The sequence below is a fragment of the Falsiroseomonas sp. HC035 genome, assembly GCF_050563525.1.
GTDB lineage: Bacteria > Pseudomonadota > Alphaproteobacteria > Acetobacterales > Acetobacteraceae > Falsiroseomonas.
In genome coordinates this window covers 111761-127853 of the sequence record NZ_JBNXUN010000002.1, presented here as the reverse complement: position 1 = coordinate 127853, position 16093 = coordinate 111761, and the positions used below count along the sequence as shown (strand labels likewise).

At 70.6% G+C, this 16093-nt stretch carries 12 protein-coding genes; 3 read left to right on the top strand and 9 right to left on the bottom strand.

Features of this window, described 5'->3' with window-relative positions; genetic code table 11:
- Positions 1–2: 2 nt before the first annotated feature.
- The 6 genes from ACLF3G_RS05125 to ACLF3G_RS05100 are packed head-to-tail and all read right to left on the bottom strand — an operon-like array spanning position 3 to position 6312.
- Positions 3–716 (bottom strand): ABC transporter ATP-binding protein, encoded by a 714-nt coding sequence (locus ACLF3G_RS05125; RefSeq protein WP_430668263.1) that lies wholly within the window; start codon positions 714–716, stop codon positions 3–5.
- Positions 709–1503, bottom strand: a complete 795-nt coding sequence (locus ACLF3G_RS05120) for an ABC transporter ATP-binding protein (RefSeq protein ID WP_430668262.1) — start codon at positions 1501–1503, stop codon at positions 709–711. The genes ACLF3G_RS05125 and ACLF3G_RS05120 overlap by 8 nt, the downstream gene beginning before the upstream one ends.
- Positions 1500–3353, bottom strand: coding sequence for an ABC transporter permease subunit (locus ACLF3G_RS05115; protein ID WP_430668261.1), 1854 nt, complete (start codon positions 3351–3353; stop codon positions 1500–1502). Before ACLF3G_RS05115 ends, ACLF3G_RS05120 begins: the two co-directional genes overlap by 4 nt.
- A gap of 16 nt (positions 3354–3369) precedes the next feature.
- Complete coding sequence (locus ACLF3G_RS05110) at positions 3370–4593, bottom strand: ABC transporter substrate-binding protein (protein WP_430668260.1); 1224 nt, start codon at positions 4591–4593, stop codon at positions 3370–3372.
- 34 nt (positions 4594–4627) lie between these two features.
- On the bottom strand, positions 4628–5548 hold the full coding sequence (locus ACLF3G_RS05105; protein WP_430668259.1) for an NAD(P)H-hydrate dehydratase: 921 nt from the start codon (positions 5546–5548) through the stop codon (positions 4628–4630).
- Positions 5545–6312 (bottom strand): histidine phosphatase family protein, encoded by a 768-nt coding sequence (locus ACLF3G_RS05100; protein ID WP_430668258.1) that lies wholly within the window; start codon positions 6310–6312, stop codon positions 5545–5547. Before ACLF3G_RS05100 ends, ACLF3G_RS05105 begins: the two co-directional genes overlap by 4 nt.
- A gap of 91 nt (positions 6313–6403) precedes the next feature.
- Between ACLF3G_RS05100 and ACLF3G_RS05095 the strand changes: the two genes are divergently transcribed.
- The gene (locus tag ACLF3G_RS05095; protein ID WP_430668257.1) at positions 6404–9571 is read left to right on the top strand and encodes a DEAD/DEAH box helicase; all 3168 of its coding nucleotides are present in this window, start codon (positions 6404–6406) and stop codon (positions 9569–9571) included.
- A gap of 3 nt (positions 9572–9574) precedes the next feature.
- On the opposite strand, the gene ACLF3G_RS05090 is transcribed toward ACLF3G_RS05095, so the two are convergent.
- The gene (locus ACLF3G_RS05090) at positions 9575–10408 is read right to left on the bottom strand and encodes an LOG family protein (protein ID WP_430668256.1); all 834 of its coding nucleotides are present in this window, start codon (positions 10406–10408) and stop codon (positions 9575–9577) included.
- Between the two features lie 418 nt (positions 10409–10826).
- Here ACLF3G_RS05090 and ACLF3G_RS05085 point away from each other — a divergent pair, with 418 nt between their 5' ends.
- Complete coding sequence (locus ACLF3G_RS05085) at positions 10827–12017, top strand: fatty acid desaturase (RefSeq protein WP_430668255.1); 1191 nt, start codon at positions 10827–10829, stop codon at positions 12015–12017.
- A 33-nt stretch (positions 12018–12050) separates the two neighbouring features.
- On the opposite strand, the gene ACLF3G_RS05080 is transcribed toward ACLF3G_RS05085, so the two are convergent.
- On the bottom strand, positions 12051–13472 hold the full coding sequence (locus ACLF3G_RS05080; RefSeq protein WP_430668254.1) for a sensor histidine kinase: 1422 nt from the start codon (positions 13470–13472) through the stop codon (positions 12051–12053).
- On the bottom strand, positions 13469–14668 hold the full coding sequence (locus ACLF3G_RS05075; protein ID WP_430668757.1) for an FIST signal transduction protein: 1200 nt from the start codon (positions 14666–14668) through the stop codon (positions 13469–13471). The genes ACLF3G_RS05080 and ACLF3G_RS05075 overlap by 4 nt, the downstream gene beginning before the upstream one ends.
- A 254-nt stretch (positions 14669–14922) precedes the next feature.
- Here ACLF3G_RS05075 and ACLF3G_RS05070 point away from each other — a divergent pair, with 254 nt between their 5' ends.
- Entirely contained in the window at positions 14923–16005 is a 1083-nt protein-coding gene (locus tag ACLF3G_RS05070) for a questin oxidase family protein (RefSeq protein WP_430668253.1), read from the top strand.
- The last annotated feature ends 88 nt before the right edge of the window (positions 16006–16093 follow it).

Below are 16093 nucleotides of genomic sequence, written 5' to 3'. Positions count from 1 at the left end.
GCCTACACCGTCAGGTAGGTGGTGCGGATGGCCTCGTCGGCCTCGAGCGCCGCCATGCTGCCGGCGAAGCGGATGCTGCCCTTCTCGATGACGTAGGCGCGGTCGGATACGGCGGCGGCGAAGTCCAAGCTCTGTTCGGACAGCAGCACGGCCAGCCCTTCCTCCTTCATCCGCAGCACCGCTTCCGCCATCAACTCCACGATCACGGGAGCCAGGCCTTCGGAGGGTTCGTCCAGCAGCACCGCATCCGGGTTGCCCATCAGCGTGCGCGCGATGGTCAGCATCTGCTGTTCCCCGCCCGACATCGCAGCAGCCCGCCGCCCGCGCATTTCCGCCAGGTTGGGAAAGATCTCGTACAGCCGTTCCACGGTCCATGCCGCGCGTCCGCCTCGCGCCGCACGACGGCCGACCTCCAAATTCTCCGCTACCGTCAGGTCGGTGAAGATGCGCCGGTCCTCCGGCACATAGCCGAGGCCGGCGCGGGCAATGCGGTAGGGTGCCCAGCCGGTGATGTCGGCGCCGGCGAAGCGCACCCGGCCAGACCGTGGCGGCAACATTCCCATGATCGCCTTCAGCGTGGTGGACTTGCCCGCGCCATTGCGCCCCATCAGCGCCGCGACCTCGCCACGATGCAACGAAAGATCGACCCCGAACAGCACCTCCGCCGGCCCATAGCCCGCGGTCACGCCGGACAACTCCAGCACCGGCTCAGCCATGCGCCGCCCGCCTGGCCCGATCCTGTGCCCTTTGGGCCGCCTTATGGCCGGAACTGCCGAGATACACGCGCTGCACCTCCGGATCGGCACGCACCTGTTCGGGCGACCCCTCCGAGATCACCTCGCCGCGCACCAGCACCAGGATGCGGTCGGCATGGGCGAAGACCGCGTCCATGTCGTGTTCGGTGAACAGCACGCCGATGCCGTGTTCCCGCGCGATGTTCGCCGTCAGTTGCATCAGCGCGGCGCGTTCGCGCGGCGCCATGCCGGCGGTCGGCTCGTCCATCAGCAGCAGCTTCGGCGCGGCGGCCAACGCGATGGCGAGCTCCACGCGCTTCACGTCGCCATAGGCCAGCTCGCCGATCGGCCGGTCGGCCTCCGCCGCCATGCCGACGCGATCCAGCAGCGCCACCGCCTCCGCCCGGTACAGCGCCGCCGCCTGCGCCACCACGTCCCGCGTCCGCCCATGATGCGCGATCAGCGCCATCTGCACGTTGCCGACCACGGACATGGACAGGAAGGTCTGCGCCACCTGGAAGGTGCGCCCGACGCCGAGCCGGCACACCAGCCGCGGCGGCTGCCCGGTGATGTCCTGCCCGGCCAGCACCACCCGCCCGCTATCCGGCGGCAATTGCCCGCCGACCATGTTGAAGGTGGTGGATTTGCCGGCGCCGTTCGGCCCGATGATCGCCAGCATCTCCCCTGCCGCCAGCGCGAAGGACACGTCCTGCGCCGCAACGACGCCGCCGAACTTCTTGTTCAGGCCCTCGACCGCAAGCAGCGTCATGCCCGCCTCCGCAGCGCGCCATAGGCGCCGCCCAATCCGCGCGGAAAGATCAGCACCAGCGCGATGATGGAGGCGCCGAGGAAGAACCGCCAGAAGTCGGTCAGCGGCATGAAGAAGTCCTTGATGGAATGGAATGCCGCCGCCCCCGCCACCGCGCCCATCACAGTCTGGATGCCACCCAGCAGGATCATCGCCAGGAAATCCACCGACATCGGGATGCCCAGCAGCGTCGGGTCGATCGAGCCCTTGGAGAACGCGTACAGCCCGCCCGCCAGCCCCGCTGCCGCACCGGCCAGGGTGAAGGCCAGCCAGCGATGCGTGCGGCCATCGATGCCGATGGCATTGGCCCGCTGTTCCGAATCCCGCACCGCCCGCAGCGTCGCGCCGAACGGCGCGTAGATCACGTGGCGCAGCGCCGCGATGCCGAGGATGCAGCAGGCGGCGACGAGATAATGAAACACTTCCCGCGCCCTGGCCCATTCACTGGGCCAGACGCCGACCACGCCGTTGTCGCCGCCGGTGACCTCCACCCACTGGAAGCAGACGGCATAGGCGATCTGCGCAAAGGCGAGGGTCAGCATCGCCAGGTAGATGCCGGACAGCCGCACCACGAAGAAGCCGAACAGCGCCGCGAAGGCACCGCCCACGATCGGCGCCGCGATCAGCGCCGGTTCCATCGAAAGCCCACCCTTCGTCACCAGCAGCCCCGCCGCATAGGCACCGAGCCCGAAATAGGCGGCATGGCCGAAGGAGACGATGCCGCCATTGCCGACCAGGAAGTTGAGCGAGAAGGCGGCGAGCGCGAAGATCAGCACCTCCGTCGCCACCTTGACGGTGTAGGCGTCGCCAAACAGCGGCACCAGCAGCGTCGCCAGGACGGCCAACACGGCGATGGCTTTTTCCATGCGTCCGAAGCGTGGAATCGCGAGGATGCCCTCGGGCAGGGCGGCCCGCCCCGCCGCCGCTTCCGGCCGGCCGAGCAGCCCCCAGGGCTTCACGACCAGCACGGCGGCCATGAGGAGAAAAACCAGCACCAGCGTGATCTTCGGGAAGATCAGCACGCCGAAGGCGTTCAATTGCCCGATCAGCACCGCCGCGATGAAGGCCCCGGGCACCGAGCCCATACCGCCGATGACGGTGACGACGAAGGCCTCCGTGATGATCGACAGGTCCATCTGCGAATTGGCCGAGACGCGCGGGATCTGCAACGCGCCACCCAGCCCCGCCAGGAACGCGCCGAGGAACAGCGTGCCGGTGAACAGCATCGCCTGGTTCACGCCGAGCGCGCCCACCATCTCCCGGTCCCGCGTCGCCGCGCGGATCAGGATGCCGAACCTCGTCCGGTGCATCAGCAGCCACAGCAGGCCCAGCACCGCCGGCCCGACGCAGATCAGGAACAGCTCATAGGCCGGGAAGCGCTGGCCGAGGATTTCCACCCCGTGCCGCAGCCCCGGCGCCCGTGGCCCCGGGATCTCCACCGGCCCCCACACCAGCAGCACCGCGTCCTGCACCATCAGCACCACCCCGAAGGTGGCCAATAGCTGGAACAGCTCCGGCACCTTGTAGAGCCGTCGCAGCAGCAGGAACTCCATGAGCACGCCCAGCAATCCGACAGCCACCGCCGAGACCAGCACGCCGCAGAAGAACAGCAGCGGCGAGCGTTCGATCTCGAGCAGCCACGGCACCACCGTCACCGCCACATAGGCGCCGAGCATGTAGAAGCTGCCATGCGCGAAGTTGACGATGCGGGTGACGCCGAAGACCAGGGTGAGGCCGGAGGCGATGACGAACAGCGAGGAGGCGCTGGCCAGTCCCGACAGGGACTGGACCAGGATGAAGCCGAAATCCATCAGGGCTTAGGTCAGGTCAGGCCGAACGACGGGCGGCGCGCACCTCGGCCTCGGGGAACATGTAGTCGGCGCCGTCGGCATAGCGCGCGTTGCGCATGGTGCCGGTGCGGCCGCGCAGCACGGTCTCCCCCACCCAGGTGCCCATCGTGCCCTGCTGGTCCAGGCCGCGCATCAGCACCGGCCCCACCACGGTCTCCGTCCGCAGGTCGCGAAGGGCATCGACCAGTGCTTCGGTTTCCGTCGTGTTGGCCTTGTTCAGCAGGTTCGCCACCACCTGCGCGGTGACGTAGCCGAGCAGGCTGCCCTTGCGCGGCGTGTCGTTGAAGCGGGCGCGGTAGGCCTCGATATAGGCCTTGTGTGGCGCCTCCTGGATCTGCTCCCAGGGATAGCCGGTGACGATCCAGCCATCCGGACATTCATCGCCGAGCGGGATCATGTATTCCGGCTCTCCGGTCAGCATGGACAGCACCAGCCGGCGCTCGAACAGGCCGCGCGTGTTGCCTTCCCGCACGAAGGCGGTCAGGTCGGCGCCGAACAGCACGTTGAAGATGCCGTCCGGCCGCGACTGCGCCAGCGCGCCCACCGTGGCGCCGGCATCGACGCGGCCGAGCGCGGGGTATTGCTCCGCCACGATCTCGACGCCCGGGATGCTCTCGCCGATCAGCCGCTTGAAGTTCGCCGCCGCGGACTGCCCGTATTCGTAGTTCGGCGCGACGATCGCCCAGCGCTTCGCCGTCTTGCCGCGCGCCGCTTCCGTCAGCATTCGCGTCTGCATGTAGGTGGAGGGCCGCAGGCGGAAGGTGTAGCGGTTTCCCTGCGCCATGGTCAGCGCATCGGTCAGCGGCTCCGTCGCCAGGAACAGCTTCTTCCGCTGGTTTGCGAAATCCGACACCGCCAGCCCGACATTGGACAGGAAGGTGCCGGCGAGGAACACGCAGTTTTCCCGCGTCAGCAGGTCCTCCGCCACGCGCACCGCGTCGCCCGGCGTGCTGCCATCGTCGCGGAAGACGAATTCCAGCGGCCGCCCGCCCATCACGCCGCCGGCCTGGTTGATCTGGTCCACGGCCAGCTGGATGGCGTTGCGGTAGGGCACGGAGAAGGCGGCCATGCGGCTGTAGGAGTTCAGCTCCCCCACCTTGACGGGCGCGCCCTGGGCCGGGGCGAGCCCAGGCCGCAGCCCCGTCGCCAGCCCCGCACCTGCCAACAAAGTTGCGCGCCGGGAGAATGTGAAACCAGCCATGCCTCGGGCCCTCAATCTGGATGGCGCCCATCCTTCACGTCGCCGTGGCTTTGGTCCAGCGGCTTTCTTCGCGGTCCTGCCTCGTATCGAAGCCGGCCATGACGGGCGGTATTTCGGCCAGCAATTCGCGCGCGAGGAATCCCACACGTCCACGCGCGGCGGCCAGCCGCGCCCCCGCCTCGGCATGCAGGAACACCCCCCACAGTGTCGCGGCCAGCGGCGCCGCACCACGGGCCAGCAGCCCGCCGATGATGCCGGCCAGCGTGTCGCCGGACCCGCTGGTTGCCAGCCCGACCTGGCCGCGGTCGCAGGCCCAGGCCTGGCCCTGCGGCGTGACGACATAGGTGCAGGCGCCCTTCATCGCGACCACCGCCTGCAACGCCGAGGCCGCCCGGCGCGCGGCCGCCAGCGGGTCGGCCCGCACCACCTCCCGCGTCACGCCGAGCATTCGCGACATCTCCCCGGCATGCGGCGTCAGCACCACGCGACCGGCGCGGCCGCCGATGCCGCGCAGCCCATACAGCGCGGCGGCATCCAGCACGAAACCCTCGGCGATGTCGTGCCTGAGCAAGGCCTCGGTCAGCGAACCGGCCGCATCGCCATCCATCATGCCGGGGCCGATCACCAGAGCGTCGCAGCGGCCGCAGCGCCCGGCCAGCGTCTCGGCCTCCCCCGCCGCGATGCCGCCCTCCGCCGTCTCGTCCAGTCCGATCACGCGGGCTTCCGGCACTGCCACGGCCAGCGCCGGCGCGACGCTGCGGCAGGTGGCGATCTGCAGCTTGCCCGCCCCGGCGCGCAGCGCGGCCACGCCGGCGAGCAGCGCGCCGCCCGGAACCTCGACGCTGCCGCCCACCACCAGCACGCGGCCGCGCTGGTCCTTGTCCTCGCCGTCCGAATGGTGCGGCAGGGGCATGCCGCGCAGCAGCTCCGGCGTCAGCGCCGCCACGCCGCTCATCGCGCACCGATCGGCGCGTCGGGTTCCGCCGTCACCTTGGCGCCCTCGGCCTGCAACGGCGCCACGAAGTTGTAGCGCCGCAGCGCCAGCCCACCGGCATGGCCGCGCCCGGCATCGAATGCATATTCGGTGACGCCGCAATTGGCCACGTCGCCGTCGCGGTCGATCGCCAGGATCTCCTCCTCCGTCAGGCCCTCCAGCAGATACCGCAGGCACAGCACCACCACCTGGTGCGCCACCAGAAGCACCCGCGACCCGCCATGGTGCAGCGAGACGGTATCCAGCGCGCTGCGCAGCCGCAGGATCACGTCGCACCAGCTCTCGCCGCCCGGCGCGCGGTGGTAGAACTTGCCGAGGATGCGCCTCATCTCCGCTTGGTCCGGGTGGTGTTGCGCGATGCCATGGCGGGTCAGGCGGTCGAGGATGCCGAACTCCTTCTCCCGCAGCCGCTCATCCAGCACGAAGTCGCGCGGGTCCACCGGCAGCCGCCCCGCCTCCTGCACCAGCACCGCGGTCTGCCGCGCGCGGCGGTAGGGGGAGGACAAGACGACATCGGGCCGCGCCTCGGCCGGCATCGCCGCGAACCAGTGCCCGAGCGCGACGGATTGCCGGCGGCCCAGCTCGCTCAGCGGCACGTCCACGTCGCGGCCGCCGATGTCGATGTGCGTGTGCCCGGCCAAGTCCGCGGCGTCGCGCGCCACGTTGCCGCTGCTCTCGCCGTGGCGGACCACCCACAACCGGTCCGGCCATCGCTGCTGCATCATCCTGTCCTCATCCTGGTTCAGGCTCGGTAACGCAGCGGCGCGGCGCGCGTTGGCATCTCCGTCCCAAGCCAAGCCGAGGATCGCGACCCGCATGCTGCCCGCCGAACCGGATGCCCTGCTCGCCGCCCGCCTGGTGGAGGCGGCGATGGAGGCGGGGCCGGGCGGCCTGGCCTTCATCGCGCGTGGCGAGGCCCGTGCCGCCCGCCTGCACCGCGCCGCCCTGGCCCTGGCGCCGGACGCCATGGAGGTGCTGCTGCTGCCAGGCTGGGACGTTCCGCCCTATGACCGCGCCGGCCCCTCCCGCGCCGTGGTAGGCCAGCGCATGGCCACGGCGGCGGCGCTTGCGCGCGACGCAGCCGGCCCGCGCCTGCTGCTGCTGCCAGCGGAAGCTGCCATGCAGCGCCTCGGTCGGCCCGCCGCGGAGCTGGTGCTGCGGGCCGGTGCCGGGCTCGATGCGGCGGCGCTGGAAGCCAGGCTGGAAGCCCTGGGCTACCGGCTGGATGAGCGGGTGGACGAGCCGGGCGAGGCCGCGATCCATGGCGGCACCCTCGACCTGTTCCCCGCCTGGGCGGCGGAGGAAGCCGCCTGGCGCATCCGGCACGAGGAAGCCCGCATCCTGGAAATCCGGCGCTACGACCCGCTGACCCAGCGCAGCCTGGAGGAAACAGTGGACGTCCTGCGCCTCGGCCCCGCCACCGAGGACTGGGCCGATTCCATCGCCCCCCTGTCCCTGTTGCCGCAGGCGCGGATCGTCCTGGATGATGGGGCGGAGGCCGCGCTACGCCAGCGTCGCATCGATGTGACGGAAGGTTTCGCCGCCCGCATCGCGCGGGTCGAGGCGACGCCACCAGACCGGATCTACCTGGACGAGGCAGCCTGGACCGTCGCCCTGGAAGGTCGCGTGGTGCAGCCTGTTGGCCAGGCTGCCGCGGAGGCCGGGGTGCCGCGCTTCGCCGGGCAGTCGCGGCCGGAACAGGCGTTCCTCGCCTGGGCTGAAGCCCTGCTGCGCGGAGGGCGCCGCCTGGCCCTGGCAGGCGGCGCCGGGCGCGGTGCCCGCCGTCTGCTGGCGCGGCTGGCGGACCGGCTGGATCGGCAGCCGGTCGAGGCGCGGGATTGGCCCGCGCTGCTGGCCGCCCTGCCCGGCAGCCTGGCCTGGCTGCCCGCCGCACCCGATGCGCAGGGCTTTGCCACCCCGGAGGCCGTGTTGGTGCCGATGGCAGCCATCCACCCCGCGCCGGACCACGCCGCGGCCCAGGCCGGCGTGCTCGACACGCAGGACGATCTGCGCCCCGGCGATGCCGTGATCCACCTCGATCATGGCCTTGCCGAGTTGTGCGGCGTGGAGACGGTCGCGGCTGGCGAGGCCCGCCAGGATTGCCTGCGCCTGCGCTTCGCCGGCGACAGCTTTCGCCTGGTGCCCTTCGAGGATCTGCCCCGCATCTGGCGCTACGGCGCGGAGGCCGCGTCGGTGAAGCTCGACGGCCTGGACGGGGCCTCCTGGTCCAAGCGGCAGGCGGCGGCGGAGGTGGCGCTGCGCACCAGCGCGGAGGCGCTGCTGGAGCAGGTGCGGGCGCGCGAGACCGCCAGTGCGCCCATCCTGCGGCCGCCGGAAGAAGCCTACGCCGAGGTCGCCGCCCGCTTCCGCCATGAACCGACGCCAGGCCAGGCCGCCGCCATCGCGGCGACGCTGACCGACCTCGCCTCCGGCCGGCCGATGGACCGGCTGGTCTGCGGCGATGTCGGCTTCGGCAAGACCGAGGTCGCCATTCGCGCCGCCGCCGCCGCCGCACTGGCCGGCCGGCAGGTGGCGCTGCTGGCGCCGACCACGGTGCTGGTGCGCCAGCACCTGGAGACCTTCCGGCAGCGCTTCGCCGGCCTGCCGCTGCGCATCGCGGCGCTGTCCCGCCTCTCGCCCCCCGCCGAGGCCCGCGCCACCCGCGCCGCCATCGCCCGAGGCGAGATCGCGATCGCCATCGGCACCCAGGCGCTGGCGGCGAAATCCGTGACGTTCCAGGACCTCGGCCTGCTGATCATCGACGAGGAACAACGCTTCGGCGCACGGCAAAAGGCGGCGCTGGCCGGGCTGCGCGCGGGCGAGGGGCTGCATGTGCTGACGCTGACGGCAACTCCGATCCCGCGGACGCTGCAATCGGCCCTGGTCGGCCTGCGCGACCTCAGCGTCATCGCGACGCCGCCGGCCCGCCGCCAGCCGGTGCGCACGCTGCGCGCCACGCTCGACGACGGGCTGCTGGCCCGCGCCCTGCGGCGGGAGGCGGCGCGCGGCGGGCAATCCTTCCTGGTCTGCCCGCGCATCGAGGACATCGCGCCCATGCGGGCGCGCCTGGAGCGGTTGGTGCCGGACCTCACGCTGGTCGAGGCGCATGGCGGGCTGGCGCCTGCGGAGATGGACGCCGCCATGGTCGGCTTCGCGGAGGGCGGGGGCGACGTGCTGCTCAGCACCAACATCGTCGAAGCGGGGCTCGATATCCCGCGCGCCAACACGATGCTCGTCTGGCGCGCCGACCGCTTCGGCCTGTCCCAGCTGCACCAGCTGCGCGGCAGGGTCGGGCGGGGAAGGGTGCGCGGCAGCGCCACGTTGGTGACCGAGCCCGGCCAGCGCCTGTCCGCCGCCACCGAACGCCGGCTGCGGACGCTGGAGGCGCTGGACCGCTTCGGCGCCGGCTTCGCCATCAGCGCCCGCGACCTGGATCTGCGTGGCGCCGGCGACCTGGCGGGGGAGGACCAGGCCGGCCATATGCGGCTGGTCGGGCTGGAACTGTACCGCCACCTGCTGCGCCGCGCGCTGGCCACTGCGCGGGGCGAGACGCCGGAGGGGGAATGGGCCCCCGTGCTGGTGCTCGGCATCGATGCCTTCGTGCCGGAGGATCATGTCCGGGATGCCAGTCTGCGCACCGGCCTGCTCGGCCGCCTCGCCCAGCTTCTGCGGCACGGCGACGCGGAGGCGGTTGCCCGGCTGGAGGATGAGTTGGAGGACCGCTTCGGCCCCGCCCCGCCGCCGCTCCGCAACCTGCTGGCGCTGGCCGGCCTCGCGGTCCGCTGCCGCGCCGCCGGCATCGCCCGGCTGGATGTCGGTCCGGAGGCCGCCGCCGCCACACTGCACGCGGCGCCGCCCAAGCGGGCCTCCCCGCCGCTCCGGCTCAGCAACGGCCGGCTGGTGCTGCCACGCAGCAGCGAGGGCTCGGAAGCGAGGCTGGCTGTCGCTGCGGCGCTGGTCGAGGCGGTCGAGGGCGGTGGCTGAGGCTTACGCCACCGGCTGGTCGGCCGGTGGGGTGTGGGCGCGCAGGCCGCGGCGCACCAGCGTCGCCCAGCCTTCCTCCGGGTCGTCCACCATCTCGAACAGCGCCAGATCGCGCTCGGCGATCATGCCGTGGGCGGCCATGGCCTCCAGGTTCAGGACCTCCCGCCAGTAGGCGCGGCCGAACAGCACGATGGGCAGCGGGCCGGCCTTGCGGGTCTGCACCAGGGTCAGGATCTCGAACAACTCGTCGAAGGTGCCGAACCCGCCGGGGAACACCGCCAGCGCATTGGCCCGCATCGCCAGGTGCATCTTCCGCATGGCGAAGTAGTGGAAGCGGAAGGTCAGCGCCGGGGTCGAGTAGGCGTTGGGCACCTGTTCCTCCGGCAGGGTGATGTTGAAGCCGATGGACGGTGCGCCGACATCCGCCGCGCCCCGGTTGGCCGCTTCCATGATGCCCGGCCCGCCGCCGGTTGCGATGACGTTGTCCCGCGGGCCGCCACCTTGCGCGAGCGCGCCGCCGCGCCGGCTGACGATGCGGGCGAAGTGCCGCGCCGCCTCGTAGTGCGAGGCGAACTCCAGCCGTCGCTGCGCCAGCCGGCGCGCCTCCGGCGTCACAGCCTCGCGCAATACTTCGGCGGCGGCCTCCGGGTTCGGCACCCGGGCGCTGCCGAACACCACCACGGTCGATCGCACGCCCCAGTCCCGCAGGGCGAGTTCGGCCTTCAGGTACTCCATGCCGAATCGGGCTGCGCGCATCTCGTCACGCAGCAGGAAATCCGGATCCTCCACTGCCAAGCGGTAGCTGGGGCTGCTGGTCTGCTTCGTCGGGTCGGACATCCGGGCGCCTTGCTGGTCAATTTCGGTTACGTCGCATGAACGGTGGCGGGGCCCCGCTGTTCCGGAGCGGGGTCCCGACCCGACCCCACGAAGCGAAGACATCCGATTCGAAACCGGAATTTGTCGCGGGGCGATGGATTGATTTCGCAATTTCTTTAAAAATCGCCTCGGCGCCCGATTGCTCTGCAACTCCCGGTCGCAGTTTCATCGCATTGCGAAGACTGCGCACCCGCAGTGGCCTCTCCTCGCCATGCACTCGCGCAACCAAGTCACCCTCGAAACGGCGTGCGCGCGTGGCTTGTGCTGGTCTTCCGTCCCTTTCGTTCCCGTTGCAACGCAAGGGACGCGGACCGCGTGGCCCATGTATGGTCCAGCCGTTGCCGACCTCGGCGTAACAAAGCGAAAGGAAAGTTCCCTCATGTACGTGTCCGGAGACCGCTTCACCGCCGACGAGGCGCTGCTGAGCCAGGAAGTCCACGCGGGCGATCCGCGCGCCCAAATGGCGGCTCGCCTGCCGCGGGCGATGCAGCCCTTCCTCACCTGGCTGACCGCCAAGCCGGCCCCGGGGGAAGCGATGCCGGAACACCCTGCCTGGAAATTCGTGGTTGGCGCGCTGATGCTCACCCTCGGCGGCTGTGGCCTAGGCGCCGCGCCGTTCCTGCTGGCCTCGCCGCCGCTGGTGGCCTGGCTGCTGCTGCCGCTGGGTTGGCTGCTGACCTCCTCCGGCCTCGGCCTGTTCCAGGTGGTGATATTCCACCACTGCTCGCACGGCACCGTCTTCGCCAGCCGCGAACGCAATCGCCGCGCCGGCCGGATGGTCTCGGCCTTCCTGCTGTTCAAGCGGTTCGAGGACTACCAGCGCGAGCACATGATGCACCACAGCGCCAAGAAGCTGCTGACCGAGGAAGACGAATTCGCCGACTTCGTGCTCGGCATGTGCCGGCTGGAGGCGGGGCTGCCGCGCGCCGAACTGTGGCGCCGCATTGCCGTGAACACCGTCTCGCCGATGTTCCACTGGCGCTTCCTGCAGCGCCGCATCAAGGCTGCGCTGTTCAGCGGTGACCGCGCGCATGACTGGATGGGCCGCGCCTTCTGGGGCACCTGCATCGCGCTGGCGGCAGCCACCGGGACCTTGCTGGAATTCGCCATCATCTGGCTGGTGCCGGTGACGGTGCTGCTGCAGATCGCGACCATCTACCGCATCCTGTGCGAGCACCGCTTCCCGGAGGCGGAATCGATCGCGCTGCGCGACAAGACCTTCGTATGCCATGCGACCACCGGCGTGTTCGCCGGCATCGCCCCGCCCGATGCCGGTGCCGGCACCTTCAATGGCCTGGTGCGCTGGGCCGGCTGGTGGCTCAACATGCTGACGGTGCAGCTGTTTGTCCGGCTGTTCGTCCTGGTCGGCGATGCGCCTTGCCACGATTTCCACCACCGCCGCCCGGCGACGCGGAAATGGACCAGCTACATCCATGCCCGCCAGCAGGATTCCGAGGCCGGGTCCCCGGGCTTCCCGCTCGGCTACACCGAATGCTGGGGCCTGTACGAGGCGGTGGACCAGAACCTGGCGACGCTCGCCGCCACCACCCCCGCCACCCTGGGGCGTTGAGGGCCAGGCCGCGCCCTTCGGGGCGCGGCTGGACTATCCAGGCGCGTCCTCCGCCGAGACTTCACCCGACACCTCACCCGAGGCCTCACCGGCCACATTGCCGGGTTCCGCCGGCCGCACCGCCTCGGCCGGCAGGCGCACGCGCACCGTCGTGCCGCGCCCCGGCATGCTCTCCAGCACCAGGCTGCCGCCATGCGCCTCGGCCAGGCTCTTTGCGATCGGCAGGCCGAGCCCGGTGCCGGCGAAGCGCCGGCGGTGGTCGGAGGAGACCTGCTGGAACGGCTCCAGGGCGCGCGGGATGTCGGCCGGCTCCATCCCGATTCCCGAATCCGCCACCACGACTTCGAGCCCGCCCTCGGGAAGCGCCATGACGCCGATGCGGACGCTGCCTTCCGCCGGAGTGAACTTCACCGCATTGCCCAGCAGGTTGGTCAGAACCTGGCGGAAGCGCAGCCGGTCCACGAAGGCCTCCAGGCCCTCATCGCCCGGCATCACCTCCAGCTGCACATCCTGCCGCACCGCGATGGCGCGCACCTCCCCCGCCGCGGTGGTCACCAGGCTGTCGGCCGGTACCCATTCGCGGCGCAGCCGTGGCGCCGAATTCTCCAGGCTGGCGTAGTCCAGGATGCTGTCGATCAGCTCCAGCAGCATCCGGCCGGATTCGTTGATCTGCGCCATGTAGGTGGCGCGCTGTTCCTCCGTCGTCGGGATGTTGGACCCCGGCGCCATGATCTCGGAAAAGCCGATGATGGAGTTCAGTGGCGTGCGCAATTCATGGCTGAGGGTCGCGAGGAAGCGGGACCGCACCGCGCCGCTTTCCTCCGCCGCCAGCTTCGCCGCGCGCAGCTCGACCTCCGCCGCCTTGCGGGCACGCACGTCGATGTAGACGGACAGCGCGCCCTCGACCAACTCCTGGTCGCGGCTCTCGAAGGGCCGGGTGACGTTGCCTTCGGAATGGTTGCCCAGGATCAGCGCCACGCCGCTGCCGGGATCGTAGGCCCAAAGCACGTAGGGCGTGCGGAGGATCGAGGTCAGCTCATAGGCCGGCGGCTCGATCAAGGTGCGGGAGGTGGTGAAGAAGAAGCCTGGCGCTGCCGGCACCACCACCTCGGAGGCATAGCTCTCGCCGCTCATGCCAATCACATGGGTGACCCGGAAGCGCCCCGGCTGGTCCGGCGAGACGTGTTCCAGGAACGCCGCGCGGTCGCACAGCGCGTTGTCCACCACCACCTCCAGCATCGGCTCGCCGATCTCGCCGGGCAGGTTGCAGGTGTCGGTCAGCCGGTGCGCCTCGCGGATCAGCTTGGCGACGGTGCGGCTGCGGCGCGCCTCCCGGAAGGCCTGGCTCTGCTCCTCCTGCAACCGCAGCAGCCGTGCGCCGAGGTCGTTGCATTCCCGCCGGTAATAGGCGAGCTCGCGGTCCACCGGCACCGGAGAGGGCTTGATCCGGCTCATTGGCGTCGTCGCAGTACGGCGAGCACGCCGGTCCAGTCCAGTGACCGGCTGATGCCGCCGCCGACCGGCGCGACCTCCACGCCGGAATAGAAGCCGAGCAGGGGGATGCTGGGCGAGAAGGCCTTTGAGACCAGCTCCGCCTCCTCGATGGAGGCGCCGCTACGGGCGCTCGCCCGGCCGGCACAGTCGATATAGAGGCCCAGCAGGTTGTCCTCCCCCTCCACCGCACGGTTCATCGCGGCAACGCCCCGGTTCACCGAGTCCAGCATCAGCGAGTTGTCCCGGCTCATGATCTGGACCAGCGTGCCGACTGCGAAATCCGGCTCGAACAGCGTGACCGAGCCCGCCTCCGGATTGGCGCGCAGGATCAGCCGGTTGACATAGGCGCCCTCATCGTAGGGCGCGTAGGGTTCGCCCAGCTTCTGGCCCAGGGTCACCACCAGCGACAATTCCTGGCCGCGGGTCTCCCCGATCGGCAGGCCCAGCATCCGCTCCATCACGCCGAGCGCCGGCTCGCCATCCAGCTCGAAGACATCCGCACCATCGATCCGGGTGATCTCCATGAAAGAACTGATCGGGCGACAGCCATGCATGATGACGGTCTCCACTTCGATACCCGGCGGGAACACAAGCGCGACAGCGGCATGCTTCACCACGCGGTCGCCGGCGAAGACCCAGCCCCCGGTCAGGTTCATGTCGGTCAGCAGGCCGCCGCCGAACAATTGCAGCGGCGTGGTGCCGAAGGCGTCGTTGAAGCCCTCCACGATCGAACTGGCGAAGTGCAGCCGCGGCGGGCGGTGGCTGGCGACGCTGTCGAACAGCAGCATGCAGGCGGCATCCGGGCTGGCGATGGCGCCGACCGCATTGCCGAGCGCGGCGCCGGCCGCGACCTCGCCGCCCAGCAGCGCTTCCGTCATCACGACCTGCGGCGCCAGCACCGGATCCATGATGGCGACCAGGCCAAGCTCGAAACCGCTGTAGCCGAAGCCCTCGCGCCCGATGGCACCGGCGGCGGAACCGCCATAGGTGGCCACGGGGCCGAATTCGCGGCGCAGCGCTGCCAGCATCGCCTCCGGGTCATGCTTGCCGCCGCAGAAGGCGAGCAGCATCGCCGGCGCGCCCGGGCCGATGGCCGTCCGGCAATGCCGCGCCGCGGTGACAGGGTCTGAACTGCGAACATAGGCCACGCGCATCATCACGCCATTTCCAACATCAGGAACGACCGAGGATGCGGTCAGGTTCAATCGATCAAGTCAAACGACTCACGATTGCGGACGCCATCGCATCTCCCGCAAAGGATGCAAGCATCAAACCATATCCCGTAGGTAGGTTGGAAGCCACGCCGGCGGAATTCAGGTCAACGATCGGTCGGCTGCCCGCGGCGGCCCTGGACCACCACGGCCAATCGTCGGAGGATGCGGATCGCGCGCCGCCGGTTGGAGAAGCCTCGATGAGCCCGCCCACCCTGCTGACCCCGGACCCTCCCCCGGCGCTCGAGTCGGCCCGTGGCTACAGCGCCGAATTCGGCGAGGCACTGGCCAACCACGCCGCCATGGTGCTTTGGGCGCAACGCCGACTCGGGGGCGGAGAGGCCGACGCGGCGCGATTCCTCGGGGCCTACCTCGCCGCCAACCCGCTGCGCACGCTGCCGGCGCCGGATGCGGCGATCGATCCCGGCCACTGGACGGCGCGCCTCGGCGACCGGCAGGCGGAGGCCGCCTACCGCGCCTTCTTCCGGGCCGAACTCGCCCGCCTCGGCAGCGCGGAGACCCTGCAGGACCTGTACCTGCCGCGCCTGCTGCCCGGCATTGCCGCCAGTGCCCTGCATGCGCTGATGCGCCTGGCCTATGCACGAGATTCGGGGACTGCGGCGGAAATCGCGGAGAGCCTCGGCTACTGGGCCGCCACCTACCTGCCGCTCGGGGAGGGGATCGGGGCCGAGCCGATCACCGACCAGCCCGCCGCGGTGCTGCTGCGCGTGGCGGCGGACCCGGCGCTGCGCGGTCTGGAATTCGACGACGGCCTGTTGTGGCACGCCATGCGCCGCACCGCGGCGATGCCGTCATTCGCGCCTGTCTACAATTGGCTGGATGTGGGCCGGGACACGATGCGGCGCATGGCGAGCGATACCTTGATGGTGCTCGCCGCCACCACCTTCCCGCGAAGCTCCGACAATGCCGAATTCTGCGCGCTGCATGCCGTCACCGGCACCCATTGGCTACGCCTGGTGCTGCCGGCGCTGCAACCGGCAGACAAATCCCGCGCCATTCGCTTCTTCTGGCAGGCGATCGCCTCGATCTATCCCAAGATGGGCTGCCCGATGCCGCTGACGCCGGAACAGGTAGGCCGGCTGCGCCGCCTGCCGGCGCCAGATTGGCCCCTGATCGCCGCCGCGGCGGTCGCTTCCGACGACGAGCACGACATCTCCCTGGTCTACTCCGCCCGGGCGGAGGAAGCCCTCTGGGGCGACGCGCTGTATCGGGTGGTGGCGGCTCGCCGGCTTGGCCTGCTGCCGGCCACTGATGCAGGATAGGAATTACTGGCGAAATTCTTTCCATTTGTCGCATGGACACTGCCGACGCATCTTCCCCCGCTGAATCGGGTGGCTGCACGACCGCCCT

Excerpts from the sequence above, each read along its gene's own strand:
- ACLF3G_RS05125 (WP_430668263.1), bottom strand. The coding sequence starts at position 716 with ATGGCTGAGCCGGTGCTGGAGTTGTCCGGCGTGACCGCGGGCTATGGG.
- ACLF3G_RS05120 (WP_430668262.1), bottom strand. The coding sequence starts at position 1,503 with ATGACGCTGCTTGCGGTCGAGGGCCTGAACAAGAAGTTCGGCGGCGTC.
- ACLF3G_RS05115 (WP_430668261.1), bottom strand. The coding sequence starts at position 3,353 with ATGGATTTCGGCTTCATCCTGGTCCAGTCCCTGTCGGGACTGGCCAGC.
- ACLF3G_RS05110 (WP_430668260.1), bottom strand. The coding sequence starts at position 4,593 with ATGGCTGGTTTCACATTCTCCCGGCGCGCAACTTTGTTGGCAGGTGCG.
- ACLF3G_RS05105 (WP_430668259.1), bottom strand. The coding sequence starts at position 5,548 with ATGAGCGGCGTGGCGGCGCTGACGCCGGAGCTGCTGCGCGGCATGCCC.
- ACLF3G_RS05100 (WP_430668258.1), bottom strand. The coding sequence starts at position 6,312 with ATGATGCAGCAGCGATGGCCGGACCGGTTGTGGGTGGTCCGCCACGGC.
- ACLF3G_RS05095 (WP_430668257.1), top strand. The coding sequence starts at position 6,404 with ATGCTGCCCGCCGAACCGGATGCCCTGCTCGCCGCCCGCCTGGTGGAG.
- ACLF3G_RS05090 (WP_430668256.1), bottom strand. The coding sequence starts at position 10,408 with ATGTCCGACCCGACGAAGCAGACCAGCAGCCCCAGCTACCGCTTGGCA.
- ACLF3G_RS05085 (WP_430668255.1), top strand. The coding sequence starts at position 10,827 with ATGTACGTGTCCGGAGACCGCTTCACCGCCGACGAGGCGCTGCTGAGC.
- ACLF3G_RS05080 (WP_430668254.1), bottom strand. The coding sequence starts at position 13,472 with ATGAGCCGGATCAAGCCCTCTCCGGTGCCGGTGGACCGCGAGCTCGCC.
- ACLF3G_RS05075 (WP_430668757.1), bottom strand. The coding sequence starts at position 14,668 with ATGATGCGCGTGGCCTATGTTCGCAGTTCAGACCCTGTCACCGCGGCG.
- ACLF3G_RS05070 (WP_430668253.1), top strand. The coding sequence starts at position 14,923 with ATGAGCCCGCCCACCCTGCTGACCCCGGACCCTCCCCCGGCGCTCGAG.